The following is a 25294-nucleotide window of genomic DNA, read 5'->3' on the forward strand; positions in this document are numbered from 1 at the left end:
TTCCTCCATCATTGAAACTAGTTGGCGGCTGGTTCGCTCTGATTGCCGGGTCGCGTATCTGCCTCTTCGGCCGACCAGTTTTGTTTGATCCATTTCGCCTGCTCACGAAGTAGCTTTGCCTGGTCTCTTAGGTGCCGGGCATCGGACCAAAGGGGAATCAGTCCCACCGAAGTATTGGTGGATGGAGCTGGAGATGCTGCGATTTTCAAGTTGGCGTCGGCCTTCATCGACGAACCCCATGCTTCTTTTCTCTGTCGGAAGAGATCGAGAACCTCCGCCCGTTTCTTGTCATTATCAATGAGCTGGACGCTTGCGAGGAACTCCTTTTCCGCCTTCTCGATCTCCGAGGAGGCTTCTGCGAAAGCGATCTTTGCTTCGTCGGCGGGATGCTCGGTCGCCGAAAGAATGGCTGCGAACGAGATCAGGAGGAGAATGGAGAGCGGCTTCATACACGTGGCTCCTAGCGCTTCGCGCTGCGGTGTTGGAAAGGCTGGGACTCGATGACGGAAAGGATCAGCGTTTGCATTTTCAGGTTGTCCTTGCGGAGCTTGGCAACGAGGTCGGTGACGACGGGCTCGTCGTAGTACTCCAGCGGACGGCCCAAGGCGTAGGCTAGCATCTTGCGGCTGAGGTTGCGGAGGAAAAGTTCGTCCGAGGCGAGCAGCAGTTGCTTGAGCTCCTTGGGCGTCGAGAAGGAGATGTCACCGGGCAGCGTGGCCTTGGAGTCGATGGGATTGCCATTCGCGTCCTTGGTCCGCCAGCGGCCGATCGCATCGAAGTTCTCCAGGCCGAAGCCCAGCGGGTCGATCTTCTCGTGGCAGCCGGCGCAGGAGGCTTTGGTGCGATGCACCTCCAGCGTCTCGCGGAAGGACAGCCCCTCGGTTGACTTGTCGTCGCCGGGGAGGACGCCGGCATCGGGCGGGGGTGGGGGGGGAGGGGTGCCTAACAGGGTGTCGAGGATCCACTTGCCGCGCTTCACCGGACTGGTGCGGAGCGGCATGGAGGTGGCGGTGAGGATGGCGGCCTGGCCGATGACGCCGCCGCGATTCGGGTCGGTGAGTGCGATGCGCTCCATCTGCGAGCCGGAAGTGCTGGTGATGCCGTAATGCTTGGCGAGTTCGGCGTTCGCGAAGGTGTAGTCAGCATGCAGCAGCTCCAGCGCGGGACGATTCGCGCGGACGAGGTGGTTGAAGAATTCGACCGACTCGCGATACATCGAGATGCGCAAGCTTGGCGTGAAGGTGGGAAAGCGCTTCGAGTCGGGCGCGGCCACTTCGCGCAGTTCATCGAAGCCCAACCACTGTCCGGCGAAGTGCCGGGAGATCGTTTCGGAGCGCTTCTCAGCGATCATTCGAGACGCCTCGGCGCGCAAGGTGGCCGGGTCGGAGAGTTTGCCTTCGTCGGCCAGCTTGAGCAGCCGGCGGTCGGGCATCGAGGCCCAGAGGAAATACGAGAGGCGGGTGGCGAGCTCGAAGTCGTCGATTTGCCACTCCGGCTTGCCCGGCTGATCCGCCTCGAAGCGGAACAGGAAGGACGGATGAATGAGCAGCGCCTGGAGCGAGGGGCGGATCGCTTCCTCGTAGCTGGCTCCGGCGGCGAGCTTCTTTTCAAAGACGGCCAGCAGGGGCGCCAGGTCCTCATCGGTCACCCGGCGGCGAAAGGCGAGCGAGGCATGCGTGAGCAGGACGGTCCGCGCGGCTTTTGCGGGTGGCATCTTGTCGCCGGGTTTCGCGACGAGCACTCGGTCGAGGTGTTTGGGGTCCTCGTAGATAGCCGCGATGACCTTCTTCGCGGCGTTGAGGTATTTCTCCATCAGCGCTGGCTGCACGAACATCGCATCGCCGACGTTGTCGAAGCCCTCGCCGCCTGCGCCATCGGCCGGGAAATCCCTGCCCGCCTGGAAGTCGATGCCGAAGAGGTCGCGGACGGTGTAGTTGTACTCGTTGCGATTGAGCCGGCGGATGGTGGTGCGGCCCGGATTCCGCGGGAAGTTGCCGCTCTCCAGCTTCTTCAAAACGCCGCGGATTTCGGTCACGAGCAGCTTCCGCTCGGCGTCAGTCGGCAGCACGTCCTCATCATCCGGGGGCATGTCGCCCGACTCGACCTGTTCGGCGATGGTCTCCAGGAAGCGGTGATTGCGGAAGGCCGCCTCGATGGACGTCAGGTGATGGGTCTCGATCCCGCCTTTCTGCTTCTTCTCGCCGTGGCACTCGAAGCAATACTTGGAAAGCAGCGGGGTTGCCTTGTTCGCGAAGTCGTCGGCGAGGGCCGGCGAGCAGAGGGCAAACAGCAATGCGATGGGACGGCGGACGGGCATGAGGCAGACCGACAACGTCGCAAACCTCGCCCGGCTTTCAGGAGATCAACTCGAACCCGTCTTTGTCAGCAGCCCCTTTTCCCGGGCGGTGCGCAGGACCGAGGCGAATGCCCAGCCGGCTAGCGACAGGTAAACGGCATTCAGGGCCAGCGCGGTGAGAAACGGGCGCATGTCGAAACCGCCGTGCTCGATCGCGCCGCGCATGCCTTCGAATACATGGGCTGGCGGGAAGACCCATGCGATCGTTTGCATCCAGCCCGGCAGGATGTGCATCGGGTAAAAGACGCAGGCGAAGGGCTGGATCATGAACGGTAACGCCCATGCCAAGGATTCCGCGCCGTGTCCCCAGCGCAGGATCAACGCGATTGAAAAGATTCCCAGTGCCCAGCCGAAGATCATCAGGTTCGCGTAGTAGGCGATGAGGCCGAACTTGAACTGGAGCAGGTTGAACGAGTAGGCGACGGACGCCACGACGAACAGGACGATGGCGGTGATGCCGACCCGCAGCAGGCCCACGCCGAAGGTGGCGGCGATATAGTCGGTCATCCGCACTGGCGCGGCGAAAATGTTGAGCAGGTTGCGCGTCCAGACATCCTCGAGGAAGGAGATCGAAACACCCTGCTGCGCCCGGAACAGCGCGTCCCACAGGATGATGCCGCCGATGAGGAAGGTGATGAAGTGCGGGAAACCTTTTCCGTCCGCCGCCTGCCCGCCGCCGCCGGCCTGCTGCAGGTACATCGTGACGAATCCCCACACCAGCAACTGCACCAGCGGCCAGAAGAACAGCTCGAAGGCCCGCATCGGGTTCTTCGCGTAAAGCAGCACGTAGCGGGTCAGCAGCGCGCGGATGATAGAGGGGCGGAACATGGCTTTCAAGGAGTGGAGCCGCCGCGGGCAATCTTGATGAAGACGTCCTCGAGGTCATCCTCCTGGAAGTGGTGGGTGATTTCCTCCGGCGTGCCCGCGGCGAGGATTTTCCCGGCGTGGAGGAAGAGCACGCGGTCGCAGACTTCCTCGATGTCGCGCATGTTGTGCGAGGTGTAGAGGATGGCCGGGTGGCGCTCCCGCTGGACGTGGCGGACCAGCTTGCGGACCTTGTCGGCGATGTCCGGGTCCAGCGAGGCGGTGGGCTCGTCCAAAAGGAGGAGTTCGGGGTCGTTGAGCAGCGCCTTGGCGAGGTTGACCCGGGTCGATTCCCCGGCGCTGAGCTGGCCGGTGGGTTTCTCGGCGAGCTTGGAGATTTCGAGGAGTTCGAGCAGCTCGGTGACCTTCTGTTTCGGTTTCGGCACCGAGTAGAGCCGGGCGAAGATTTCCAGATTGTGCCGGACCTTCAGGTTCCCCGGCAGGGTCGCGTAGGTGGTGCAGAAATTCGCGCGCTGAAGGATTTCCAGCCGGTGCTTCTGGAGGTCCATGCCGAAGGCCCGGATCGCCCCGCCGCTGGGGGTGGTCAGGCCGAGGATCATGTTCATCAGGGTGGTTTTGCCCGCGCCATTGACGCCGAGCAGCCCGACCGTTTCCCCGGCGCGGACTTGGAAAGAGACTCCGTCCACCGCCGTGAAGTCGTCGAATTTCTTCGCCACAGCGTCGACTTCCAGGATCACCTCGCTCACGCGGCCGAGCATCGGGCGGATTGGAATTCCGTCCAGACGGGAAATTCGGGGCGAACAAGGCGGAAAATCCGTGAGTCCGGGGTTGCCATTCGCCCGCTTCCGATTATGGAAGTCGCCCCGGCGCGAGCCGGATGCCCCAACCACATCACACTCAAGAGCATGAAGGACCTCACCAAATACCGCAACATTGGCATTTTCGCTCACGTGGATGCGGGCAAGACCACCACCACCGAGCGGATTCTCAAGCTCACCGGCAAGATCCACAAGATCGGTGAGGTGCACGACGGCGCTTCCACCATGGACTTCATGGAACAGGAAGCCGAGCGCGGCATCACCATCCAGTCCGCCGCCACCACCTGCTTCTGGAAGGGCCACCAATTCAACGTCATCGACACCCCGGGCCACGTCGACTTCACCATCGAAGTCTATCGCTCGCTAAAGGTGCTCGACGGCGGCGTCGGCGTATTCTGCGGATCCGGCGGCGTGGAGCCCCAGTCCGAGACGAACTGGCGCTACGCGAACGACTCCAAGGTCTCCCGCGTCATCTACGTCAACAAGCTCGACCGTATCGGTGCGGACTTCTACCGCGTGATCGCCCAGGTGAAGAAAATCCTCGGTGCGACCCCGCTCGTCATGGTCCTGCCGATCGGCACGGAGAGCGATTTCATCGGCGTGGTCGACCTTCTCACCATGAAGGCCCACATCTGGGACGAATCCGGACAGCCGGAAAACTTCAAGATCGAGGAAATCCCCGCCGACCTGGTGGACAAGGCCAAGGAATACCGTGCCGCCCTGATCGAGACCGCCGTCGAACAGGACGACGAGGTGATGGAGAAGTATCTCGAAGGCGTGGAGCCGGACATCGACACTATTAAGAAGTGCATCCGCAAGGGCACCATTGATCTCGCGTTCTTCCCGACCTACTGCGGTTCGTCCTTCAAGAACAAGGGTCTCCAACTCGTGCTCGATGCCGTGGTGGACTACCTTCCCGCCCCGACCGATGTGAGGCCGCTTCCCGAAGTGGACGAGGAAGGCAATGAAACCGGCAAGTTCGCGATCATCGACCCAGCCGCTCCTTTCCGCGGCCTGGCCTTCAAGATCATGGACGACAAGTTCGGCGCGCTGACCTTCACCCGCATCTACTCGGGCACGATCAAGAAGGGCGACACCGTTCTGAATTCCTTCACTGGCAAGACCGAGCGCATCAGCCGCATGGTCGAAATGCACGCCGACGACCGCAAGGAAATCGACTCCGCACAGGCGGGTGACATCGTGGCCATCGTGGGTCTCAAGAACGTGCAGACCGGTCACACCCTCTGCGACGAGAAGAATCCAGCCACGCTCGAGCCGATGGTGTTCCCGGATCCCGTGATCTCCATCGCCGTCGCCCCGAAGGACAAGGCCAACGCTGAGAAGCTGGCCAACGCCATCGGCAAGATGATCCAGGAGGACCCGTCCTTCCGCGTCGAGACCGACGAGGAAACCAATGAGATGATTCTCAAGGGCATGGGCGAGCTCCACCTCGACATCAAGATCGACATCCTCAAGCGGACCCACAAGGTCGAGGTCTCCGTCGGCGCCCCACAGGTCGCCTATCGCGAAACCATCACCAAGCCCGTCACCGACAGCTACACCCACAAGAAGCAGTCCGGTGGTTCCGGCCAGTACGCGAAGATCGATTACACCATCGAGCCAGGCGAGCCCGGCACCGGCTTCATCTTCGAGTCGAAGGTTGTCGGGGGCAGCATCCCGAAGGAGTTCATCCCCGCCGTCGACAAGGGCTTCAAGACCTCCGTCGACAAGGGACCGCTTGCCGGCTACCCTTGCCTGGACTTCAAGGTCACGCTCAACGAAGGTGGTTTCCACGCCGTGGACTCCAGCAACATCGCCTTCGAAATCGCTGCCAAGGCCGCCTATCGCCAGACCATGCCGAAGTGCGCGCCGCAGATCCTCGAGCCGATGATGAAGCTCGATGTCTTCGCTCCTGAGGAGAAGGTGGGTGACGTGATCGGCGACCTCAACCGTCGCCGGGGCATGATCCAAGGTCAGGAGCCGACTCCGGGCGGCGTCCGCGTGAAGGCGGAAGCACCGCTTTCCGCGATGTTCGGCTACATCGGCGACCTGCGCACCATGACCTCCGGTCGTGGCCAGTTCTCGATGGAGTTCAGCCACTACGCCCCGTGCCCGAAGAACGTCTCCGACGACGTCATCAAGGCCGCCAAGGAGCGCGAAGAGGCGAAGCGGAAGTAATTTGCGATTCAGTTTACCAAGGCCCGCCATCCGCAAGGGTGGCGGGCTTTTTGTTTTCGTGTCGCGGCGCGTCTATGACCGTCGGCTGATTGGCGGCAGTGCGCCGCATCGTAGGATTCTGTCTCCGGGGCCACAAGGATGCGGCTGGAGCCGCTGAAGTGCGACGGTCATCGTCCTTCGCCAAGCTTACGGAGAACAAGTAGACGCGCGGCTACATCGGAGCCGGATCGGATTCCAGCCTATCGCAAAAAAAGCCCCGGTCGTGGATCACGACCGGGGCTTTCGGAGCGCTTATGTCAGACGGACTTACAGGTTCGTCACGCTCACGCGGAGGAAGCCCTTGGTGGGGAATCCGTTTGATCCGTCGAGGCTGAACGTCCGGTATTCGTAGCCGGTGGGTGCGTCTGGCAGGTTGGTGACCACGGGGGAGACGGGAGTCACGGCCTCCGTGAAGCTGACCAGGTTGGTGCTGCCTTGGATGGTGTAGGTGAATCCATCCATCACAGCGGTTGGCGACGGGCCAGGGCCGAATGCCGGGGTGCCGCTGCGCACGGCGATGGTCATGAGGAGTTCCGGAGTGGAATCGCCATCGATGCTGCCGTCGGCCTTGAATTGATAGATCTTGGCATTGTCACTGCCGCTCTTCGGATCTCCGCCGAGGGCGAATTCGAGCGAGTTCGCTTGTCCGTCGTTGTCGGGGTCCGCGGCGGTTCCGACGATGGCGGGATTGCCGGTATCACTTGGGAAATAAGTGGCGATCCAAGTGCTGTAAGGCGAACCGGCCGACGCGGTGAGGGTGACCTTCGAGGCATCGTTGTAGTCGATGATGAAGGTGTTCGCTCCGACCACCACGCTCGCACCGTTCGCGAGGCCCGAGAAGGTGCCGGTGAGCGAGCCACCGGTGTAGTCGATGATCGTCAGCTTGGTGCCGCCGGGGACTGCACCCGCGCCGATTTCGGTGAAGGAGGCGGTGGAGCCGCCGAGGTTGACTGCACCGGAAGCGACGAGCCGATCAGCGGTAATGGCGGTGCTGTTGATCTCGAGTGCGAGGGTGCCGCCGCTCGCGAAGGTGGCGGAGGTGCTGGCGAAGTTGCCGATACCGTTGCCGGGAGCGAGGGTGCCGAAGCTGTTGACCGTCAATGCCGACCCGGGGGAGCCGGTTCCGCCGAGGGTTCCGGCAAAGACGGTGGTGGCACCGGTGTAGGTGTTGGCCCCGGTGAGGGTGGTTTTGCCGGTGCCAACCTGCGCCACTGCGCCGGTGCCGGAGATGACGTTGGCGAAGGTGCCCGCGGTGTCACTGCGGTTGAAGGCGAGGCGAGCGTTGTTGGTCACGTTCATGATGCCGAGCGTGCCGGTGGTGCCACCGGAGCCGACCATCAGGGTGCCTCCCGAGATGAGCCAGGTTTGGTTGGCCGCAACCATGGTGTTGGCTCCGGAGAGGGCGAGCGTGCCCGTGCCAGCCTTGATGAATGCGGCATTGGCGGCACCGTTTTGCAAGGTCGACTGGATCTCCAGATCGATGCCGCTGGTGGTATATCCTTGGGCGACCGTGAATGTGGTGTTGCCTTGGCGCAGCGGTGAGAGACCCACGCCGCTGATGACCGAGACCGTTCCCGAGGGGAGGGTGTTCAACGTCGAGCTCCCGGCGAAGAAGTCGAGGTTCATGTTCGCGGCGCCGGTGATGAAGCCACCGGTCATGTTGATGGTGGCGTTGCCAAGCGTCTGGTTGCTTGTCGAGTTCACATTCATCGTTCCCCCGAGGAGGTTGATGGTGCTCAATCGAGTGGCGTCCGTGGCGTAGCCGGTGGCATCGCCGACACTCAGGCGAAGGGTGGCTCCGGTGGCGACATTGGCGGTGCCGCGAATCGTGCCGGCGCTGCCGCCTCCGCCGGTGAGGTCGAGCGTGCCGGCGAGAATATTGGTCACGCCGGTGTAGCTTTTCAGGGAGTTGAAGGTAAGCGTGCCCGCACCGGTTTTGGTCACTCCGGTCGTGCCGGTGATGAGCGAAGCGATGGTCAGTCCTCCCGCGGTGTTGTTCTGATGGATGATCAGATCGGTGGTGCCGCTTCCGAGCGAAGTGCCGCCGGTGATGGTGGTGGTATTCGCTCCCACGGCCGGGGTGACGAGGATGCCGCCGCTGGTGATGACATTCGCGCCGGAGAGCGTTTGGGTGACAGCAGCGGCGGTGTTGAAGCGCAGCGAATTCACCGTCAGAGCGCCGGAAGTATTGGTCGCGGTGATGTCCGCATTTCCCGTGGCCGTGAGCCAGTCATTGGTGAAGGTGGCGAGACCCGTGATTGGAGCCGCATTGCCGTTGGTGACTGCCCATGTGTTGCCTCCGAAGGTTGCCCAGCCGCCGAGGATGCCGGCGGTGTTGGCCGTGGAGGTGATGACGCTCGCTCCGCTGGCGATGGTCAGGGCACCTCCGTTGGCTGCGGCGCGGGTGATCGTCGCGGCATTGGCACCGGTGCCGGTGGTGGCAGTGGAGGCGAAGTTCAGCACGCCGCCATCGGCGCGGAAGGCTCCTGCTTTCAGGTTATTGAGGCCGGTGAGCGTCCAGGTGCCCACTCCCTGCTTGTTGAAGTTGATGAGCTGCGTGGGGGAAGGCTGGATGATGCCGACAAAGCTGCCAGCGCCCTGACCATTGAAGGTAACCCCGAACGCGGCGGTAGCGCTAGTGAAGGCAGGGCTGGAGAAGGTCAGCAGTCCCGACCCGCTAGCGGTGACGACACCCCCCGCGGCGGCGGTGTTGAAACCCAGGATGCGGTTTGTGGTCTCACCCGCGCCGACATACTGCAAACCGGTGACACCGGCTCCCGTGAGGGCGATCGTGCTGAAGGAAGTACCGATGTTGTTCACCGAAGCCGTGACGAGATTGCCCGCGCCGATGGAAACACTGCCGCCGGAGGTGGCGTTCAAGGTGCCGCCGCCGATCACTGCCAGTGTGCCACCGGTGATGGTGACCGCACCGCCATCAATGGAACCGGTATTGCCGATGGCCAGGGTTCCCAAAGACACAGTGGTCGTACCCGAATAGGTATTGGCTGCGGTAAGGGTGGTGCGGCCCGGGCCGGACTGCGTGAGGCTGTTGGCACCGCTCAAAGGAGACGTGATGGTGAGATTCGAGGTAGGACCTCCGCCAAAACGATATCCCCCCGCGACGGGTGTGAACGTACCGGAGTAGGTCACAGTCCCGGTAGCCCCGAGTGCCAGGGCATTGAATCCGGTCAAGTCGATGCTTTCCGAAGTATCCCCTGAAAAGGCAACGGATCCCGCCGAGGTGCTGACGATCTTGCCGGATGCGAGAATGGCGGGGACGGACATCGGAGCGGCGAAGGAACCGCCGGTATTGATGGTGATGCCGTTCGCCGCGATGGACGCCAGGTGGGAAGTGCTGCCAAAGGTGACCGCGCCTCCGCTATTGATGACGATGGTGCCCGCAGTGTCGGTGAAGGAAGAGCTTGCACCGACGTTGAAGACCCCGCCGACGGTGAGCGCACCGGTCGTCAGGGTGCCGTTGTTGGTGAAGGTCCCGTTGGCAGTGAAGGCTCCGGTATTGGTGATCGTTCCGTTGTTGGTCCCCGAGCTGCCGGCGGACATTGCGATGGAACCGACGTTGAAGATGCCGGTGCTGTTGTTGTTGAAGATGCCGGCCACGGCACTACCGCCGCCCATCGTGAGGGCGCCGAGCGTGGTGATGCTGCCGTTGTTAGAAAGGACGGCGTTGTTGTTGGTGGCGATGGAGATGCCGCTGGTGCCGTTGATCACGGCGCCAGTGCCCACCGTGAGGGTGTTGACATTGACGGCGGTGCTGCCGGTGTAGTTGTTGTTTGTTCCGTTGATCGTCCCGTTGGTCAGGAAGTTGCCGCCCTTTTGGAAATTGCCGCCTCCGGTGATGTTCTGGGTGGCGCTCAGCGTTCCCGCACCAAGGTTGAAGGTTGCGCCCGGGCTGACATTGATGCCGCTGGTGGAGAGGACGCCTGCCGCGCCGTTCTGTCCTGTCGTGGATCCCATTTGGAAGGTGCCTTGCACGACATTGGTGACACCGGTGTAGCTCTGCGTGCCGCTCACAGCGATGGTGCCCGCGCCGGTCTTGGTCACGGAGGATGCGGACGTGTTGTTGGAGAGGTTCGAGATGATCGTGGTCGTGCCGGCCGTCTGGTTCAGCACGAGTTCGCCTCCGGCGATGGCGGGAGTGATCGCGCCGGCACCCGAGATGGTGGTGTTCCCATTGGAAAGGTAACCGCCGGTGGTCAGCGTGAACCCGGCCAAGGCAATCGTGTTTCCGGCAATCGCGGTGTTGCGGATCGCCGTCGTGTTCGAGTTGCCACCGAGGGTGTAGGTGCCAGCGGTGCCCGAAGTGAGATCGGCGATACCGGACAGCGTCACGGTGCCGGTCACGAAGGGGGTGTATCCACCGAGAGTGGACACGCCGACGATGGTGCTGTTAGCGGCATCCTTGGCACCCCAATCCGCGCCGACGGTGACGTAGGGCGCGCCGGTGATAGAATCCACGATGAGGCTCGAGGCGGTGCCGGTTGAAGTCAGGGCGATTCCGCCCGACCCGACATTGAGCGAGCCTCGTAGCGTCCGGTCGACGGGGCCCAGGTTGATCGTGGCGGTGCCGGAGGTCCGTGTGATGTTCGCGGACGCGCCTCCGAGATGGGTGGCGGCCACGGATTCGGCGAAAGTGCCGCCATCGAGGGTGATGGTGCCGTTGTTCGCGAAGGTGAGATCACCTCCACCCAGCTTGGAATTGTTGTTGGTGACATAGTTCAGCAGCAAGGTGCCGCCGCCGGCAGTCGTCGTGCCGATGTTGGTGCCTCCAGTGTAGGTATTGTTTCCCCGCAGATCCGTGGTTCCGGTTCCGATGGAAAGCAAGGGACCGCTGCCGGTGATGTTGCCAGTGAAGATGGAGACCACTCCATTGGAATTGATGGTGGTGCCGCCGACCATCGTGATCGGACTATCAATCGTGCCGGCGAGGCCTTGGTTGGCAAATGTGCCGTTGTTGGAAACAATCGGCCGGGTGACGTTGCCTGCCGTATTCTGGTAGAATCCGAAGGTGCCACCACTGTTGATGGTGACGGTGCCGGTGCCTTGGAGCAGCGAGGTGGTCTCGACGCTCAGGACTCCAGCATTGATCGCGATGTTTCCATTGGTGATCTCAGTGCCGACGAGCGCGATCACGTTGGCTCCGGTCTTGCTCAAGGTGAAGCCAGCCAAATCGAGCGTGGGAGTTGATCCCGGGCGGATGTCCCAGCGGCCGGTGCCTCCGATCGTCGCATCTGCCGTGAGTTCGAGGCGGTTTACCGCATTTAACTGGGTTCCCGCGTTATTGATGAGGGCTCCGTTACCGCCGACCCCGGTCCCGGCGATCTGGAAAATTTCGTTGTTGGTGATCGCTTGCCCGTTGAGGTCGACCGTGGCTCCGCTGGAAACAATGGTTTCCGCGGCCGTTCCTCCCGCTCCAAGGGCGGTGGTCGATGCGGTTCTCAAAGTGCCCGCGGTAACGAAGGTTGGGTCGCCGTAGGTGTTGGTGCCGCTGAGGACGAGGGTGCCGGCACCTGCTTTGGTGAGCGAACTGAAATCGGCGACGTTGTCGGCCAGCGACTCCGCGACCGTGGCGGTATCGGCGGCGTTGGTCACCGTGATGGTGCTTGCCAAGTCATCCGACAGATTGAGGGAGCCGGCACCATTGGCGATGATGAAGCCGGTCGAGCCGAAGGTCAGGTTGTTGAACGTATTGGCCGAGGTGACGGTGATCGTCTCGGCGGTGCCGTTGAAAATCGCGTTCTCGTTCTGGGTCCAGACGACGTTGCCGGGCAGCCAGTTGGTGTTGGGGGCGGAGGTGTCCCAGTTGTCGGTGGGGCCTGCCTGATCCCAGGTCAGATCGGCATAGGCCGGGCCGGCGGCGAGCGCAATTGTCGCGGAGAACGCGTGCTGCGAAATGAAGCGGAATAGTCCTTTAGGTTTTTTCATGAGGTATGATGGCGGCTAAGGCCCTACGAGGAGAACGAATTGACGCGACTGCTGGAGTGCGCTCAAGTTCTTCAGGGTGTTTGTCCAAAAGAACGGTTTTTATTGAGCAATCCACACAATCTCCGGGGGTGGCGCTTTATGCACGTATTCGCAACCTATTTGAGCATTGATGTCGAAGCATTCGACAGGCCAATCTGAAAAATTGACCGTACGGCGCGCTCGAAATGAAAAGGACCGGCCAAGGGGGGGGCTGCGTGGTCATGGCCTCCTCGTCCATCAGCTTCTAGATCGCTGCCAAGGCGACCTGCCATGAATGCTTTCCTACTCCAGTCGCTTCTCCATTTTCAGGTGAGGCCGGCCGACTTCCGTGAAAATGCCGCCCACCGCGTGGTAGCCGCTGTTGCGGTAGAAGCCGGCTGCGTTCTCCCGGGAATGCAGCACGAAATGGCGCACGCCTTCCGAGGCGAGCCGCTGTTCCACCTCCTCTAACAGCTCTTGGCCGAGGCCTTGGCCGCGCTGGTTTGGATCGATCCACATCTGCCGGAGCTTTGCGGAGCCCGAGCCGAGGGGATTGGCAATCAGGCCGCCCAGAATAAGGTCGTCCTCCATCAGGGCGAAGTGGCGGTGCCCTTCCTCGCCCACGCAATCCTCATCGCGCAGGCGCAAGCCAATTGGTTGGCGCAGGTGGAGGTCGCGAAGCCGGACGAGTTCCAAATAACCGGGGCTGCCGTGGGCGAATTCGACGATAGTCATCGCGGAAGTCATGCGGGGATCATCCCGCTGTTGGAGAGGGTTCTCAAGCCGTCCGCCGCACCGGATTGCGATGGGGGGATTCAGCCCTTGGCGGGTCCCACGCTTTCCCGCGGGGTGTAGACGGTGGCGAAGATCTCCTGACGCGGTGGCAGCGCAGCGGCATCTGCCGACTCGATCCGGGAAATCAAGAGGTCCGCTGCAGCACGGGTGATCTTCTTGTAGCGCTGGCGGATCGACGAGAGCGTGATCGGCAGGAACGAGCACAGCGGCACGTCGTCCACGCCGACGACGGAAAGGTCGGCCGGGACGGTGAGTCCGGCTTCGATCGCGGCGCGCATCGCGCCGATGGCGGCGAGGTCGTTCATCGCGAGCAGGGCGGTCGGCCGCTTGTCGGGGCGCTTCTTCAGGAAGTTGGCGAAGGTCTCACAGGCACTCTCCACCGTGTGGCCGGTGCGCAGGATATCGATGTTGCTGGCGGGAATGCCGCGGGCGGCCAGCATTTCCTGGAAAAGCCGCGGGCGCTGGCCGTCGGCCTGGCCTTCGGCAAGGGCGCTGACGAAGGCGAAGCGCTTGTGGCCGAGCTGGCACAGCGCATCGACCGCGTCGGTGAGGCCTTGGGTGAAGTCTGACAGGACGGCATCGACCGGGATTGGCTTGTCCGGGATGCCGTTGCCGAGCACGACCACCGGGCGTTTGGCGTTGGCCATCTCGGTGAGATCGGGGCGGAAGACTTCGTTGTCGGAAAGCCACAGCACGCTGCCGTCGACTTCCAAGTCTTCGAGGTCGGCAAGGAGGTGCTTTTCGCGGACCAGTGATGATCGGCAGTTCTCGACCAGCAGGTCGTAGCCGCGCTCCTCGACAGCGGCTTCGAGCTCGTCGGCGAGGGTCGAGAAGAAGGGGTTTGTCAGGTCCTGGATGAGCAGGCCGATCGTGTGGTAACGGCCGGAGCGCAGGGCACGGGCGGTCTTCGATGGCCGGTAGTCGAGTTCGCGAGCCGCCTGAAAGACGCGTGCCTCGGTCTCCTTGGACGCCCAAGAATTCGGCCGGCGATTGAGGATGGTGGAGGCTGTGTTCACAGCCACACCGGCACGCTCGGCGACATCTTTGAGGCGGATCCGTTTGTTCATTCAGGAAATGTTCTTATCAAGGGATTCCGCGGAAAGAAGCGGTTCATGGCAAGTGGATTCCAACAGGAAACCTGTTTGGTTGGAGGGCTGTTCACAGCACCTTTTCCTCCGACAGCCTGTGATCTTGGCTGTTGGCTTCGATCCCGTCGGGATTGTGTGCCGGCCTAGCGCAGCGTCGCCGCGATCTCGGTGGCGAGCCGGGCTAGCAGACGGCTTTGGGCTGCGGCCACTTCATCGTAGCCATCGGCTTTCAGCGGTTCGCTGCCGGACCAACTCTTGGAGGTGACCATGCGGCGGTCGGGCAGGGAATAGACCCGCCATGCGGCTTCCAGCACGGCCTCGCCATCGGCGGTGCCGTGGAGCTGGCGGATATCGAGGCTGACCTGATAGCGCAGGTCGCTGTCGCTGCCCCACGGGTAGGTGCGGACATTGCCGGTGCCGAGGCGACGGCCGAGATTGGTCGCGGTGACGCGGGCGATGTTCTCTTCCAAGTCGCCCGCCCAGCGGTGGGACTCGGCGACGCCCATGCGGTTGCCGCTTTCCTGGAAGACGAGGTTGGCGCGGTCCAGATAGCTCGCGAGGGAAACCGGTCCGACACCGAGGGACATCCCGCCGCCGGAGGGGGCGGGGCCTTCGGGGGTGAGGACGTAGAAGGACTTGGCGGGGGCGCAGGAGAAAAGCTGAACCGACAGGAGGCCTAGAACGCCAAGTTTGAGAAGGGATCGGAGCATGGCAATCAATGGAGGGTCTTATCGCTTTGCGCGCGGCTTGGGGTCGCCCGAGCCTTCGCGGCCGAAGAGCAGGGAGTTCGGCTTTTCCTCAATGGAGTCGGATAGGACCTTGAAGGAGCGGAGCGCGGCGCGGAGTTCGTCGAGCGTGCGTGCGAGATCACCCTGCATGGCCCCTTGAGGACCGAGGCTGCTGACGCTGCCGCGCACCTCCTTGAGGGTCGCTTCGAGCTCGGCGGTTAGATTTTGCGTCTCGTCGCGAGCGAGCAGCTTCTTGGCCTCGGCAAGCGCGCCTTCCGCTTCGGTGAGCGTGCTGCGGACGTCCTTGACGGTGATGGTGATCTCGTCGGCGGCATTGCCAAACTTGTTGAGCGTCTCATCCAGCGGCAGGGCCTCGATCTTGGCGAGGATGGCGTTGAGCTTGTCCTGGAGCTGGGCGAGGCCGGACGACTCGGTGGGAATGACCTCGAACTCGCCAAGCTGCGCCAGCTCGGCAGGCTCGGCGCCCGGCACGAAGTCGAGATCGACGTAAAGTGCGCCGGTGAGCAGCGATCCCGTGCTGAGCTTGGCACGCAGGCCGCGCCGGACGCATTCGGCAAGGGCGGCCGACGGGTCCGTGATGTCCTCGACCGCCTTGCCGAGGGTTTCGGAGTCGATCTCGATGACCACCGGCACCCGTGAATCGTTGGGCGGCGAGTGCTTGAAGCTGATCTCGATGACGCGCCCCAGCGGGATACCGCGGAATTCCACCGGAGCGCCCGGCGACAGCCCGCGAACCGATTGATCGAAGAACAGCAGGATGCGGTGGTCGGGCGTGAAGACGGATCTCCGCGCGGCTTCCTCATCCGGGAAAAGCTCGAAGGCCGCGCCATCGTGCACCGGATCTCCGGCCGTGCCGCCCTTGGGCACGGAAAAGACCGCCCCGCCGGAGAGCATCGCCTGCAACGAGGGCGTGCTTACCTTGAAACCATCGGCACCCGCCTCGACATCGATGCCGCTGGTGTTCCAAAAGCAAGTGCCCTGGCGGACCAGGCCGGAGAATTCTTCCTCGATGAAGATGTCGAAACGGATGCGGCGGTTTTCGATATCCAGGGTGCGGCGTTCCACGCGACCGACCTCGAAACCGCGATAGTAGATCGGCGAGCCTGCGGCCAGGGAGCCCGCATCGTCCGCCACCAGCGTGAGCCGCAAGCCCGGCACGCTCGCGGCGGTAACCGGTGGTTCTTCCAATCCGTCGAAATGATGGACCGACATCTTGGTCTCGCCAGGTTCGAGTTCGAGATAGGCACCACTCACGATGGTGCTGAGGCCGGAGATGGAAGCCCCGGAGACACGCGGTTTGACCACCCAGAAGCGGGTTCCCTGGCGGAGGAGATATTCGGAATTCGGGTCCATCCGGACCTCGGCGACGACCGATTGCAGATCATCGGACAAATCGACTCTCTCGATTACCCCGACTCGCACGGAGCGGCAGCGGACTTCCGTGGTTCCGGCCTCGATGCTCTCGGCCGTTTCAAAGCGCACGTAAGCGATCGGCCCGCGGCCGGCGTAGTGTTTCCACACCAGGCCACCCGCGACAACGAGTGCGAGCAGTGGTACCAGCCACACGCTGCTCCAGCGGCGGCGGTGGTGGATAACGGCGCGCGGTTCCTGCGTCTCTTCGGTCATGGGGTATCGGAAAGGTCACGTCCCACATGCTGGTCCCATAGCAGGCGGGGGTCGAAACTCATGGCGGCAAACATGGTCAGAACCACGACCGCTGCAAAGGAAACGATCGCCGGACCCGGCAAGACGTTCGAAAGGGCACCCACCTGCACCAGCGCCACGAGGATGGCGACCACGAAGACATCGACCATCGACCAGCGGCCGACGAGTTCGGTGATGTGGTAGAGCCGGGTGAGGTTCTTTGGCGAGGTGTGGGTCTTGCCGGCTGCCGCGAAGCAGAGCCAGCCGAGGGCCAGCATTTTCAAGATCGGGATAATGATGCTTGCGGAGAAAATGATGGTGCCGACCAGGTAGTCGCCCTTCTTCCAGAAGTTCAGGACGCCCGACATGATCGTGTCATTCGAAGTGCCGCCGATGCCGCCGACGGACATGATCGGCAGCAGGTTGGCTGGGAAGTAGAGGGCGATCGACGAAAGGAGAAAGCACCAGGTGCGCTCAAGGCTGTGGGGCTTGCGCAGGTGCAGGGCGCTCTGACAACGCGGACAATGGGCGAGTTCGACCGGGCTCACCTTCCCGCACAGGTGGCAGGAGGCGAGTCCTTCGGCGGCTGCGCTGCGAATCTCCATCAGTCGTTCTTTTGAAAGGCGATTTCCAGCCGGTCCCAAAGCTCCAGGCGGTCGATTCCGGCCATCGCGAATGAGGTGCAGACCACGAGTCCGGCCATCGCCCACAGGCCGATGCCGAGATGAATCTCGCCGATCGCGCCGAGTTTCAGAAGCGCCACGAGGATGCCGAACAGGAATACCTCCAGCATGCTCCATGGCTCGCAGAGTTGGAACCAACGGGTGACTGCCCTGGCGCCGGGGAAGGCGATGCCGAAGCGGAGGGGGCCTGCCACGTAGAGCAGCCCGCCGACCAGCACCAGAGGCGCGACCACGGTGAAGAACACGGTGGCCATGCCGATGACCGGATTTCCATCGCGCCACATCGCCTCGGCGGCCTCAAGGATTGTCAGTTCGCGTCGCACGCTGCCGGCATCGACGGTGATACTCGGGAACAGGTGAACCAGCACCATGAAGACCAACGCCGCCGAGGAGAAGCCGGTGGCCCGGGCCAGCGAGCGCGGGCGATTCTGATAGAGCAACTCGCCGCAGCGGCAGCAGTGGGCGGCGTCGCCCTCGTGGAGGCGTGGGGCCTCCTGCAGCGCGTCGCAGAAGTGGCACGCCACGCGGATCGGTCCCTCCTCAAGGCGGGGCCAGGAAAGTCCGGGTAGGTGGCGTTTCATTGAGATGGTGGATGGAAGATCGGAGATGGCAGATGGGCGAAGAAATCACCAATCAACAATCCTCCAATCACCAATCGAAGTGTTTGGAAGAATGAGATTGGCTGTCGCCTTGATCGGAGCGCATCGAAGGACGGCAAGTCTTCCCGGGGAGTTCTGCATTTGGCGTCAGCGGTCCGTTTTCTTCAGGCAGTCTGATTGGTGATTGGAAGATTGGTGATTGATGATTCGGACTCAGAGAGGCCGCGCGTAGGTGCCGCAGCGATTGAGCCAACCTTCCTTCCAGCGGGCCTCGCCGCGGGCAGGGGGGGAGTTTTCGATGCGGCGGGTGAGCATGCGCTTGGCGCTGGCGGAGAATTCGGAGGCGGCGGGTTGTCCAGCCGGGACATCCTTCATGCTGCCGAGCACTTGGAGCAGGCCCCAGCCCTTGCCATTGTAGCGTTCACTGGCTTGGGTGCCGTCTCCCTTGAAATTCACGTAGTCGATCAGCGCGTAGGTGCCATTGGCGGTGCTGGCGACCTTGTTGTAGTTGGCTTGGAGCCGGGGCCGGTCACTGGCCGGAGCGGCGGCGAGGACCTTCGGCAGCGCGGCACGGGAGCGGGCGATGATGAACTCGGTCTGCAGCGGCACCGTATTCGCAAGCCACTGGCGGAGCTGATCGAGCTGCGGGCCGCGGAACTCGGCCTTGTTTTTCCATGGGGAGTGGCGCTGTTGCGCGACTGCCGGGGGATTCGCACCCTGTTGGCGGGCGAAGGCGACGAACTGCGGCCAGCTTTCCTCGAAGCGGCCGTTGAAGCCTGCCGGATACCAGATGAAGTGGCCGATTCCCAGCGACGGGAATTCCTCGCCGGCATTCCAAGCGGTCAGTCCGGCGACGGTGCCACCGGACTCGTTTTGCCAGATTTTCTTCCCGATCGCCGCCTTTTGGGCCCCGGTCAAGTTGGTGGACGCGGGCGCGGCGGCCGAGGCAGTGCCGGGCATCGAGACCGGTCCGCAGGCGGCCACGGCGAGCACGAGGGGGAAGAGGAGGCGGAATGGTTGCACGGGGCTGTATTTCCGCGAGTTTCGCCGATATCGCAAGCAGAGTATGGGTGGCAGGCATTGGAACGCCAAGGTCCAGGAGGAGCGCGGAATTTCTCCCGCGTCACTGGTCCTGCGTCCAACCGTCCAAGCGGGACAAATCCCGCGCTCCCAGTGCTGGCTCAGGCCGCATCGAGTGCGGTCAGCAAATGCGGCCGCACTTCCTCGTTCTTCATGAACGCCGGGAAGAGGTGGCTGCCGGGCCCGTAAGCGCAGAATTCCACCAGCTCGCCAGTGTGATTTCCGCTGGTCCAAGCGATTCCATGGCGCTTGGCGAAAAGTTTGGCCAGTTCGCCGCTCTTCATGCCCTGCGCTTGTTTGAGTTCCTCCTTGTCCAATTCAATGCCGGTCCGGTCGCGGAGGTAATCGCCGAGTTTCGGCCCGCTGAGGCCGCCGCTGGAATTGCCCATCCACTCGAAGGAGCGCTTGAATTTGGCGATCTTCTCGAAGGCGGAGGTGGTGCCGTTGTAGATCCCGGGGGCCATACCTTGGTTCGGGTTGGCGTTCATGCCATTGAGCTGGATGCCGCCGCAGCCGTGGTCGGTCGTGATGATCACCAGCACATCCTCGTGGGCCGTGGCATAGGCCAGCATCGCGCCGATCGCGTCGTCGAAGGCAAGCTGCTCGCGGATGCTGCCCGCGGCGTCGTTCGCATGGCCGCAGTGGTCGATGCGTGCGCCTTCCACCATGAGGAACCAGCGGTCTTTCGCCACGGCGTCGAGACGCTTCACGGCGAGGTCCGACATTTCCGCCAAGGTCGGCACAGTTTCCTGGAGGTCCGGCTTTGACTCGCGGTCGATCGCCAGCGGGACGTAGCCGGAGGAGAAGAGTCCGAGCACCGGCTTTTTTGCATCCGGCTTCGCGGCGAGGAGTTCCTGGCGGTTCTTCAACAGGTCGTAGCCGCTGTCGGCGAATTTCTTGAGCAGGTCGTCCGGGAAGAACTTCTGCCCGCCGCCGAGCAGGACCTCGACGCCGCGTTCCTGATATTGGAGAGCGATCTGGGATTCATCGCCACGGCTGTTCACGTTGGCGGCGAAACCGGCCGGCGTAGCGTGGGTGATCGTGGCGGTCGAAACCAGGCCCAGCGGGATGTCTTTCTTCTTCAGCAGGGATTGGATCGCCTCGACGTCGCGTCCGGAAGCGGCGTCCACGTTGATGGCGCCGTTGTTGACGCGCTTGCCTCCGCCCCAGGCGCTGGCGGCGGCGGCGGAGTCGGTCACCAGGCTATTGGCGGAAAAGGTCTCCATCAGCGCCCGCACCACCGGCATCTCGCGGTACATCTTGACCCAGTTCGTGGTCTTTCCCTCGAACAGCGAGCGGCTGTGCTGGGCCAGCGAGAGCGCACCGTGGTTCATCCCATCGCTCACCATGAAGATGATCTTCTTCGGCAGGCCGCGATTGTCGGCGGAGCGGCGGGTTTCCTGGGCGAGCAGCGGGGCGCTGGCGCCGCCGAACACCGCCGAGGTGATGGTGGCGGCCTTGAGGAAGTCGCGGCGCGAGGTGGAGGTGGGTTTCATGTGGCGAGTGCTTGGCCCGGGAATACGTCCGGAGGCGGCGGGTTTCCATGCGAAAAAACGAGTTGGAATTGTCGTCTTGCACGGGGGAGAGGCTGGCGGAAGGCTCCCGACGTCATGGACAAGACCGAATTGATCAACGCGCTCAAGGTGACCCCGAAGGACGTGGTGAAGCTTTTCATCACCGCATTCGTCATTTTGGTGGTCACCAAGGTCCAACTGGTGAACGACCGGCTTTCCGCGCTGCTGATAGCGCTGCCCTTCACCTCGCTGGTGGCGATGGTCTGGATGCAGGCGGAAAATCAAGGCTCCCAGCGGATCGCGAATCACTCCGAGGGGACCTTTTGGTTTGTGCTGCCGACATTGCCGATGTTCCTGATCCTCCCGTGGATGCTTCGGCACGGCTGGGGCTTCTGGGCGGCGCTGGGGGTGAACTGCCTTCTGACCACCGGGTTTTTCTGGCTCACGGTGGTGATTTTGCGGCGCTTCGGGCTCAATCTGATGTGAATTCCCCGAGATTCCGATTTTGCCCTTGCCATCGCGGGGATGATTTGGTCTCTCCCGCCTTCCGGCCGTCCATGGCCGGTGCGGAATACACGACCCGGCATGTCTCAAGAGAATATCGTCCCCTTCGAGCAGCCGAAGTCCAATTCCCGGTTTCCAGGAACACCCATGAAAAGCGATCTTGTCGAGAAGGCGTCCGAGATTATCAGTGATCCGCTGGTCCTTATCAACATGGTCTCGAAGCGTGTCCGCCAGTTGAACAGCGGCCGTTCGCCGCTGATTCCAACTCGCCCGAGCATGGGCGCGGCTGACATCGCATTGACCGAAATCATCGAAGGTAAGATCAGGGTCGTCGTCGTCGATCCGGCGAAGGCGGAGTCCTGAGTGATCGAGCTAATCCGCGCCCGGAGTTGGCGTGAACATCTGTGAGTGCGGAAATTTCCAGCAACCGCAAGGCACGCCGGGATTTCAATATCTCGGACACCTACGAGGCGGGCCTTGAGCTGAAAGGCACGGAGGTCAAATCCATCCGTGCCGGGAAGGTCAACATTTCCGATGCCTTCGCGCGTGTCGAGAAGGGCCAACTCTTTCTCTACGGCTGCGACATCCAGCCGTGGGAGACTGCGGCCACGTGGTTCCAGCACGAATCCCGTCGCCCGCGGCGGCTGCTGGTGCACAAGAAGGAGATCCTCAAGCTCGACGCGGTCACCGCGATCAAGGGGGCCTCGCTGCCGTGCCTGAAGATGTATTGGAAGAACGGCAAGGTGAAGGTCGAGATCGGCGTCGGCAAAGGCAAGACACACTCCGACCAGCGGCAGGATCTGAAGGAGCGGGTCGAGTTGCGCGAGGCACAGCGCGAGGTCGCGAGATTCAACCGGCAGTAAGGAAGCGTCGTCTGGGGAGCGCTGCGACGGGAAAGGCGGATCGAAGCCAGCGGCGGTGCTGCGGATATGCACAATTGTCGCGAGACTTCAACGGGGTCGGCTCCCGACTGCTAATTCCACCTCACTCCCTACGGTTACGCCTTCACGCGTCGTGTCCTTTAGACGTAAACTAACATATTCCGCATCCGCTTTCGATTTGCCTTGACTTCGTTGATGATCAAGGATTTTTAAGGATGTTTATCTCCCGTAGTTGTTTCGTCAGGCTGCTCCCTTGCTTGATTCCTCATTTCCGACTTCCAACATTGTTAGAGGAAGCCCCTGGCGCGATCCCGGAGCGAAAGTCATTCCACCTGTTCCATGTCCTCCCCCACATCCGAGACACTCATCGAGATTACATTTCCGGACCGTTCGGTCTCCCGCTATCCTCTTGGCCGGGTGAAGGAATTGTTGCAGGCCGAGAAGATTGGCAGAGGCTGGCCCGCTCGCATCGCAGGTACCGGGGAGTGGATAGACCTCGACAGCCTCGTCAGCAGTGAGGACGCCCGCATCCGCCCGGCGGATCGCCCGGAAGTTTCGACTCAAGCCGCCCCGTCACATGCCATATCCCATGCCGTGGGCAAGGTGTCACCCTCGCCAGCCCTGGCGTCCTTCCCGTCCTTTGGCGCGGACGAGACTGTCATTGCCAGCATCGGTCAGCATGCCTTGGTCGGCTTCGTGAAGGGCGAAGGCATCGCCTCCACCCAGGTGGTGCTCACCGCACGAAGGATCTACGTCAGGGGCCGATCCTTCACCCGCACGGTCAGCGAGCAGTTGAGAATGATTGGTGACCTTACCTCGATCTGCAGCCTCTCGCTTCACAATTATAGCAATTGGCCGAAGCTTGTCTTCGGTGTCCTGTTGTTCTTAACTTCAGTGGCTGCTGGCACCAGCGGAGGGGGCATGACGGAGCAGATCGTGGGCGGTGTCACCTTCTTCGTTGGCACTTGGTTGATCATCTCTTTCTTCATCACCCGCCGCCGCTACCTCCGCATTAACATGGGCGGGGAGCCCTACGATGTCAGCATGGAGGGTGTGGATGACGAGCAGGTTCTCTCCTTTATCGACACCTCCATGGCTTACCTGAGCCACGGTGTCTCCGCGGATTCAACTACCGCACCATAAACCTCACGGTCATGAACGACGATGCTCCCCAGCGAACCGTCACGCTTGCCGAAGCGATCGGTGCCTCTTCTGATGCCTGGCTGCGGGTCGGCTTCCCAGGCGGCAGCATCCTCCGCCACGATGATAACGCTGACACCGACAAATGGGTGGAGACTGGCTGGCGTATCAATGTCGTCACCAGTGAGCTCGAAGTCTTGTGCAACGGCGTCTTTGAGCCCCGCGACCTCGTCTATGAAGAAGAATCGGGCATTCTCCGGCGTCCTGCCCTCGTGGTAAAGCCGGTCGAGCCCCACGTCGCGGCACTCACACCAGCATCCCGGCCGGCCCAATCCTCCGGCACCGTCGAGCCATCCACCCCGGTCGCCCAAGGGCTTCCCACCAGTCATGGCCGGGCCTCCGACCTCTGGAAGCGCACCCGCTCGGCCGACCCGCGGGATTTCCGCAGATGGGTTCGCAAGCGTTCCTCCATCCTGCTGCTTGTCTCCTGGGTGCTGCTGGCCTTCTGCGCTGGTGCTCTCGTTTCCACACCGCCGTGGCACCCCGTCCACCTCATCGGCAAGTGGGTCGTGTGGTTGCTCGTCATTCCCATTTCTTATTTGCTGTGGCGACGCAGCGGTCTCCATGCGGCCGCGATGATGGTGATCACCATCATGCTCGGCAGGAGTTACTACCTCTATCAGGCCATGGGTATCGTGAAGCCGCCCGAGATGAGTCATGCCGCCTCGGCTCACCCGGGCGAGTCGAGCCAAGACGGTAGGGTGGCGGCGGAACCAGTCCACGTCTCCGAGGCTCCTCCGCCACCACCGCTAGCATCTCAGCCAGACCGCCCGCCCTTCAGCCGTTCGCCTGATGGCAAGTTCACCGTTGAGATCTACGACGATGTCCAGCAGGGGCCACTGATACTTGTCACAGAGAACGGGGACCACTTGTTCGAGCAGCCTTCCATGGGCTACCTGCTGGATGCCCACTGGAGCCCGAACGGCAGATACCTCGCCTTGAATGAGCGCCGCGCCAATTCCGGCGACTATCTCTGGATCATGGACCTCCAGCGCCAGGACGTCCTGAAGAAGCCCGATGATGAGCTGTGGCGGCAGATGCAGGTCCACTGTAGTGATCTGCTCCAGCGTGAAGCGCGCAAGTCATGGGGAGCGGAGGTGGAGGGGGACAAGGACTGGGGCACGGCCGCGCACTGGGATGGCAGTGGGAATCTCATCGCCAAGGTCACCGTCCAGTTTTACGGCAAATCCATCCCTGCGGATCGCTCCGGCATCTTGGAAGCCCGGGTGAAACTTCGGATGGATCACCAGGGTGCCGCGCTCCAGCGCGGCAGCGCTATCATCTCGGAACCGATCGGTGGGAAATGGCTAAAGGAGGGCTACAAGGCCTATCACGAGAAGGGGGCTGACGCACTCACCGTCATCGCCTACGAGCCGGCTCGCTTTGGGGTAGTCCGGTCCCACGCCGCCCTCCATGAGCTTGATCTCAATGGCATTTCCATCGGAAGTGCGGATGCTGCGGATAGGGAAGGGGGCATCCGCATCGATCTGCCGCTCCGTGCCGGCAAACTCGCCAGCATGGAGTATTGGGAGCCGAGTCCGGAGAATTTCTCGTGGTCCACGCCGCCCTCCCGCGTCCGCCTCGATGAGCCCGGCCTGCATATCGTGGCTCGCGGTGGTAGTGAAGCGCGCGCATGGGTGGCCCTTTTGAAAAGCCTCGCTTCCCGTCCCGCAGCCCCGCCTGCGGCAACGATCCCATCGGGAGGGGCGCCAGTCGTGACCCCGGCAGCCGCCACTCCTCCCGCAGCATCGCCCACGGCCAATCCCTTCCCCGGAGAAAAGTATCCCCAGACCCGTCAGCGTCTCCTCACGTCCGCCGAGCTGAAGCAGTGGACCAACGGCGCAATCCGCTACGCCATCAATGAGATGTTCGCCCGGCATGGTGCCACGTTCGCCAAGGAGGAGATCGCTGGCGTCTTCCGGGCCTTCGCTTGGTACCGGCCGCGGGCAGAGATCCGCTTCGACATTATCGAGAAAGACCACTTCTCGGATATTGAGCGCGCCAACCTCAAGGAACTCGCACGTGCCCGCGACCTGACCGCCGAGAGTGGCTCCACCCCCGCCACTGCCAGCAACTATCGGGGCAGGGTGGGGAAGCTTGAAGCTCGCTTTACCTTGATCTGGGGCGCGGATGGCCAGGTCACCGGGGAATATTGGCATCCGGGTACCAATCCCGTGCGCAAGTTTCGTCTCGCCGGCACAAATACCACCGAGGGAAGCCTCACGCTCCAGGAATTCACTCGCGGGCAACTCACTGCCACCCTCCTGCTCACGAAGCGAGCCGACCGAGGCAAGGTGATATGGTCGGGCACCATGAACAACGTGGACGGCCGGAAGCTGGAAGTCCTGATGGAAAAGGCCGATGCGAATTGAGCAAAATA

The 25294-nt window shown here is 62.5% G+C and carries 19 protein-coding genes; 6 read left to right on the forward strand and 13 right to left on the reverse strand.

The window, feature by feature from the left end:
* Positions 1-17: 17 nt before the first annotated feature.
* The 4 genes from OKA05_RS01325 to OKA05_RS01340 are packed head-to-tail and all read right to left on the reverse strand — an operon-like array spanning position 18 to position 3927.
* Entirely contained in the window at positions 18-449 is a 432-nt protein-coding gene (locus tag OKA05_RS01325) for a hypothetical protein (RefSeq protein ID WP_264485281.1), read from the reverse strand.
* Positions 450-460: 11 nt separating this feature from the next.
* Complete coding sequence (locus OKA05_RS01330; RefSeq protein WP_264485282.1) at positions 461-2317, reverse strand: DUF1592 domain-containing protein; 1857 nt, start codon at positions 2315-2317, stop codon at positions 461-463.
* Between the two features lie 45 nt (positions 2318-2362).
* Positions 2363-3184 carry an ABC transporter permease gene (locus OKA05_RS01335; protein WP_264485283.1) on the reverse strand — a complete coding sequence of 274 codons (822 nt, stop codon included), beginning with the start codon at positions 3182-3184 and terminating at the stop codon, positions 2363-2365.
* 5 nt (positions 3185-3189) lie between these two features.
* On the reverse strand, positions 3190-3927 hold the full coding sequence (locus OKA05_RS01340; protein ID WP_264485284.1) for an ABC transporter ATP-binding protein: 738 nt from the start codon (positions 3925-3927) through the stop codon (positions 3190-3192).
* Positions 3928-4086: 159 nt separating this feature from the next.
* Between OKA05_RS01340 and fusA the strand changes: the two genes are divergently transcribed.
* Positions 4087-6177: an elongation factor G gene (gene fusA / locus OKA05_RS01345; RefSeq protein ID WP_264485285.1), complete on the forward strand. Its 2091-nt coding sequence runs from the start codon at positions 4087-4089 to the stop codon at positions 6175-6177.
* Positions 6178-6483: 306 nt separating this feature from the next.
* On the opposite strand, the gene OKA05_RS01350 is transcribed toward fusA, so the two are convergent.
* From OKA05_RS01350 to OKA05_RS01390, 9 genes are all read right to left on the reverse strand, one after another.
* Positions 6484-12159 (reverse strand): beta strand repeat-containing protein, encoded by a 5676-nt coding sequence (locus OKA05_RS01350; protein WP_264485286.1) that lies wholly within the window; start codon positions 12157-12159, stop codon positions 6484-6486.
* Between the two features lie 321 nt (positions 12160-12480).
* Positions 12481-12912, reverse strand: a complete 432-nt coding sequence (locus OKA05_RS01355) for a GNAT family N-acetyltransferase (RefSeq protein ID WP_264485287.1) — start codon at positions 12910-12912, stop codon at positions 12481-12483.
* 80 nt (positions 12913-12992) lie between these two features.
* Entirely contained in the window at positions 12993-14039 is a 1047-nt protein-coding gene (locus OKA05_RS01360; RefSeq protein WP_264485288.1) for a LacI family DNA-binding transcriptional regulator, read from the reverse strand.
* A 164-nt stretch (positions 14040-14203) separates the two neighbouring features.
* Positions 14204-14770, reverse strand: coding sequence for a PqiC family protein (locus tag OKA05_RS01365; RefSeq protein ID WP_264485289.1), 567 nt, complete (start codon positions 14768-14770; stop codon positions 14204-14206).
* 18 nt (positions 14771-14788) lie between these two features.
* Positions 14789-16435 carry an intermembrane transport protein PqiB gene (gene pqiB / locus OKA05_RS01370; protein ID WP_264485290.1) on the reverse strand — a complete coding sequence of 549 codons (1647 nt, stop codon included), beginning with the start codon at positions 16433-16435 and terminating at the stop codon, positions 14789-14791.
* Positions 16432-17058 carry a paraquat-inducible protein A gene (locus tag OKA05_RS01375; RefSeq protein ID WP_264485291.1) on the reverse strand — a complete coding sequence of 209 codons (627 nt, stop codon included), beginning with the start codon at positions 17056-17058 and terminating at the stop codon, positions 16432-16434. The genes pqiB and OKA05_RS01375 overlap by 4 nt, the downstream gene beginning before the upstream one ends.
* On the reverse strand, positions 17058-17717 hold the full coding sequence (locus OKA05_RS01380) for a paraquat-inducible protein A (RefSeq protein ID WP_264485292.1): 660 nt from the start codon (positions 17715-17717) through the stop codon (positions 17058-17060). The genes OKA05_RS01375 and OKA05_RS01380 overlap by 1 nt, the downstream gene beginning before the upstream one ends.
* 231 nt (positions 17718-17948) lie before the next feature.
* Positions 17949-18758, reverse strand: a complete 810-nt coding sequence (locus tag OKA05_RS01385) for a hypothetical protein (RefSeq protein ID WP_264485293.1) — start codon at positions 18756-18758, stop codon at positions 17949-17951.
* Between the two features lie 158 nt (positions 18759-18916).
* Entirely contained in the window at positions 18917-20311 is a 1395-nt protein-coding gene (locus tag OKA05_RS01390; protein ID WP_264485294.1) for an alkaline phosphatase, read from the reverse strand.
* A gap of 114 nt (positions 20312-20425) precedes the next feature.
* Here OKA05_RS01390 and OKA05_RS01395 point away from each other — a divergent pair, with 114 nt between their 5' ends.
* The 5 genes from OKA05_RS01395 (at position 20426) to OKA05_RS01415 (ending at position 25286) form a co-directional block, all read left to right on the forward strand.
* Positions 20426-20815, forward strand: a complete 390-nt coding sequence (locus OKA05_RS01395) for a DUF3147 family protein (protein ID WP_264485295.1) — start codon at positions 20426-20428, stop codon at positions 20813-20815.
* A gap of 165 nt (positions 20816-20980) precedes the next feature.
* The gene (locus OKA05_RS01400; protein ID WP_264485296.1) at positions 20981-21196 is read left to right on the forward strand and encodes a DNA-directed RNA polymerase subunit omega; all 216 of its coding nucleotides are present in this window, start codon (positions 20981-20983) and stop codon (positions 21194-21196) included.
* 41 nt (positions 21197-21237) lie between these two features.
* The gene (gene smpB, locus OKA05_RS01405) at positions 21238-21696 is read left to right on the forward strand and encodes an SsrA-binding protein SmpB (protein ID WP_264485297.1); all 459 of its coding nucleotides are present in this window, start codon (positions 21238-21240) and stop codon (positions 21694-21696) included.
* Between the two features lie 357 nt (positions 21697-22053).
* Positions 22054-22857 (forward strand): hypothetical protein, encoded by an 804-nt coding sequence (locus tag OKA05_RS01410; RefSeq protein WP_264485298.1) that lies wholly within the window; start codon positions 22054-22056, stop codon positions 22855-22857.
* Positions 22858-22868: 11 nt separating this feature from the next.
* Positions 22869-25286: a YARHG domain-containing protein gene (locus OKA05_RS01415; RefSeq protein ID WP_264485299.1), complete on the forward strand. Its 2418-nt coding sequence runs from the start codon at positions 22869-22871 to the stop codon at positions 25284-25286.
* Positions 25287-25294: the final 8 nt, after the last annotated feature.

This window comes from Luteolibacter arcticus (assembly GCF_025950235.1).
GTDB classification, from domain to species: domain Bacteria; phylum Verrucomicrobiota; class Verrucomicrobiia; order Verrucomicrobiales; family Akkermansiaceae; genus Haloferula; species Haloferula arctica.

Coding starts and splice junctions, on each gene's coding strand:
- OKA05_RS01325 (WP_264485281.1), bottom strand. CDS start 449: ATGAAGCCGCTCTCCATTCTCCTCCTGATCTCGTTCGCAGCCATTCTT.
- OKA05_RS01330 (WP_264485282.1), bottom strand. CDS start 2,317: ATGCCCGTCCGCCGTCCCATCGCATTGCTGTTTGCCCTCTGCTCGCCG.
- OKA05_RS01335 (WP_264485283.1), bottom strand. CDS start 3,184: ATGTTCCGCCCCTCTATCATCCGCGCGCTGCTGACCCGCTACGTGCTG.
- fusA (WP_264485285.1), top strand. CDS start 4,087: ATGAAGGACCTCACCAAATACCGCAACATTGGCATTTTCGCTCACGTG.
- OKA05_RS01350 (WP_264485286.1), bottom strand. CDS start 12,159: ATGAAAAAACCTAAAGGACTATTCCGCTTCATTTCGCAGCACGCGTTC.
- OKA05_RS01355 (WP_264485287.1), bottom strand. CDS start 12,912: ATGACTATCGTCGAATTCGCCCACGGCAGCCCCGGTTATTTGGAACTC.
- OKA05_RS01360 (WP_264485288.1), bottom strand. CDS start 14,039: ATGAACAAACGGATCCGCCTCAAAGATGTCGCCGAGCGTGCCGGTGTG.
- OKA05_RS01365 (WP_264485289.1), bottom strand. CDS start 14,770: ATGCTCCGATCCCTTCTCAAACTTGGCGTTCTAGGCCTCCTGTCGGTT.
- pqiB (WP_264485290.1), bottom strand. CDS start 16,435: ATGACCGAAGAGACGCAGGAACCGCGCGCCGTTATCCACCACCGCCGC.
- OKA05_RS01375 (WP_264485291.1), bottom strand. CDS start 17,058: ATGGAGATTCGCAGCGCAGCCGCCGAAGGACTCGCCTCCTGCCACCTG.
- OKA05_RS01380 (WP_264485292.1), bottom strand. CDS start 17,717: ATGAAACGCCACCTACCCGGACTTTCCTGGCCCCGCCTTGAGGAGGGA.
- OKA05_RS01390 (WP_264485294.1), bottom strand. CDS start 20,311: ATGAAACCCACCTCCACCTCGCGCCGCGACTTCCTCAAGGCCGCCACC.
- OKA05_RS01395 (WP_264485295.1), top strand. CDS start 20,426: ATGGACAAGACCGAATTGATCAACGCGCTCAAGGTGACCCCGAAGGAC.
- OKA05_RS01400 (WP_264485296.1), top strand. CDS start 20,981: ATGAAAAGCGATCTTGTCGAGAAGGCGTCCGAGATTATCAGTGATCCG.
- OKA05_RS01410 (WP_264485298.1), top strand. CDS start 22,054: ATGTCCTCCCCCACATCCGAGACACTCATCGAGATTACATTTCCGGAC.
- OKA05_RS01415 (WP_264485299.1), top strand. CDS start 22,869: ATGAACGACGATGCTCCCCAGCGAACCGTCACGCTTGCCGAAGCGATC.